Below are 2,706 nucleotides of genomic sequence, written 5' to 3'. Positions count from 1 at the left end.
GAGCTCATCGACATCACGCCGGAGGCGTTGCGGCGCAGGCTGTCTCACGGCAACGTCTACGCGCCCGATCGCATCGATGCCGCGCTGTCGAACTACTTTCGCCGTGGAAACCTCACCGCGCTAAGGGAATTGGCGCTGCTGTGGCTGGCCGACCAGGTCGACACCGCGCTGGCCAAATACCGGGCCGAGAACAAGATCACCGACATGTGGGAGGCCCGCGAACGGGTCGTCGTCGCGGTCACCGGTGGTCCCGAGTCCGAAACGCTGGTACGACGGGCATCCCGGATCGCCTCGAAGTCGACCGCCGAGCTGATGGTGGTGCACGTCATCCGCGGCGACGGGCTGGCCGGGCTATCGGAGTCGCGGATGGCCAAGATCCGGGAACTGGCCAGCAGCCTGGATGCGTCGATGCACACCGTGGTCGGCGACGAGGTGCCCACGGCGCTACTCGAATTCGCCCGCGAGATGAACGCGACACAGCTGGTGATCGGCACCTCCCGGCGGTCGCGCTGGGCCCGGCTGTTCGAGGAGGGCATCGGCCCGCGGATCGTCGAGCTGTCGGGAAAGATCGACGTGCACCTGGTCACCCACGAGGAATCCAAGCGCGGCTTCCGCGCGTCCTCGCTGGCGCCCCGCGAGCGCCGGGTGGCGTCGTGGCTGGCGGCCTTGATCGTACCGTCGGTCATCTGTGCGATCACGGTGACGACGCTGGACCCGTATCTGGACACCGGCGGCGAGAGCGCCCTGTTCTTCGTCGGCGTGCTGCTGGTCGGGCTGTTGGGCGGCATTGCGCCCGCGGTGCTTTCAGCCGTGCTGTCCGGGCTGCTGCTGAATTATTTCCTGATCGCCCCGCGGCACAGCTTCACCATCGCCGAACCCAACAGTGCCATCACCGAATTGGTGCTGCTGCTCATCGCAGTCGCCGTCGCGGTGCTGGTCGACTTCGCCGCCAAACGCACCCGGGAAGCACGGCGCGCCTCGCAGGAGGCCGAGCTGCTGACCCTGTTCGCCGGTTCGGTGCTGCGCGGCGCCGATCTGGAAACGCTGCTCGAGCGAGTCCGTGAGACCTACGCCCAGCGGACCGTCAGCATGTTGCGCGAGCCCGACGACCAAGCGCTCGCTCGCGGCAGGAAGAGTGAGGTGGTGGCGTGTGTGGGCCGCGATCCCTGTGTGACAATCGATTCCGCCGACACCGCGATCGAGGTCGGTGACGACGAGTTCTGGATGCTGCTGGCCGGCAGGAAGCTTTCCGCGCGCGACCGGCGGGTGCTCGGCGCGGTGGCCAGGCAGGCCGCGGGTTTGATCAGGCAACGCGAGCTCGCCGAGGAAGCCAGCCGCACCGAGGCGATCGTGCGGGCCGACGAACTGCGCCGTTCCCTGCTGTCGGCGGTCAGCCACGACCTGCGGACACCCCTGGCGGCGGCCAAGGTCGCGGTCTCGAGCCTGCGCGCCGAAGACGTCGCCTTCTCCCCCACCGACACCGCCGAATTGCTGGCCACCATCGAGGAGTCGATCGACCAGCTGACCGCGCTGGTCGGAAACCTGCTTGACTCATCGCGTTTGGCCGCCGGGGTGATCCACCCGGACCTGCGCGTCGTGTATTTGGAGGAGACCGTGCAGCGGGCCCTGGTCAGCATCGGGGCTGGCGCCACCGGTTTCTTCCGGTCCGCGATCGACCGGGTCAAGGTCGACGTCGCCGATGCGATGGTGATGGCCGATGCGGGGCTGCTGGAACGGGTGCTGGCCAATCTGATCGACAACGCGCTGCGCTATGCGCCCAACTGTGTGGTGCGGGTCAACGCCGGACGGGTGGGCGATCGCGTCCTGATCAACGTCATCGACGAAGGCCCCGGAATCCCGCACGGGGCCGAGGAGCAGATCTTCGCAGCGTTTCAGCGGCTCGGCGATCACGACAACACCACCGGCGTGGGCCTGGGGATGTCGGTGGCGCGGGGCTTCGTCGAAGCGATGGGCGGGACGATTACGGCCACCGACACCCCGGGAGGCGGGCTGACGGTGATCGTGGATTTGGCCGCGCCGCAACAGATTGGCGCACTGTGACTCGCGTTCTGGTGATCGACGACGAGCCGCAGATCCTGCGCGCACTGCGCATCAACCTGTCGGTGCGGGGTTATGAGGTGATCACCGCGTCCAGCGGCGCCGGCGCATTGCGGGCCGCCGCCGAACACAAGCCCGACGTGGTGATCCTCGACCTCGGCCTGCCCGACATCTCCGGGATCGACGTGCTGGCCGGTCTGCGCGGCTGGCTCACCGCGCCGGTCATCGTGTTGTCGGCGCGCACCGATTCGTCGGACAAGGTCGAGGCGCTGGACGCCGGGGCCGATGACTACGTCACGAAACCCTTTGGCATGGACGAGTTCCTGGCGCGGCTGCGCGCGGCGGTCCGGCGCAACGCCGCGGCCTCCGAACTCGAACAACCGGTCATCGAGACCGAATCGTTCACCGTCGACCTGGCCGCCAAGAAGGTCACCAAGCACGGCAGCGAGGTTCACCTCACCCCAACCGAGTGGGGGATGCTCGAAGTCCTCGTCCGCAACCGCGGCAAGTTGGTCGGCCGCGAGGAGCTTCTCAAGGAGGTGTGGGGTCCGGCGTATGCCACCGAAACCCATTACCTGCGCGTGTATCTCGCGCAGCTGCGCCGCAAACTCGAGGATGACCCCTCGCATCCCAAGCACCTGCTGACCG

General features: G+C 67.8%; 2 protein-coding genes. Both read left to right on the top strand.

Annotated elements, in window-relative coordinates; all coding sequences use genetic code 11:
* The coding region (locus A5659_RS21510; protein ID WP_067184116.1) for an ATP-binding protein at nt 1-2,061 on the top strand (2,061 nt) is incomplete at its 5' end.
* Nucleotides 2,058-2,706, top strand: a 649-nt coding sequence (locus A5659_RS21505; RefSeq protein WP_067184113.1) for a response regulator, incomplete at its 3' end; no start/stop codon positions are given. The genes A5659_RS21510 and A5659_RS21505, both read left to right, overlap by 4 nt.

It is taken from the genome of Mycobacterium sp. 1165196.3 (genome assembly GCF_001673415.1).
GTDB lineage: Bacteria > Actinomycetota > Actinomycetes > Mycobacteriales > Mycobacteriaceae > Mycobacterium > Mycobacterium europaeum_A.
The sequence above is the reverse complement of the archived record's forward strand: the minus strand, read 5'-3'. Positions and strand labels throughout refer to the sequence as shown.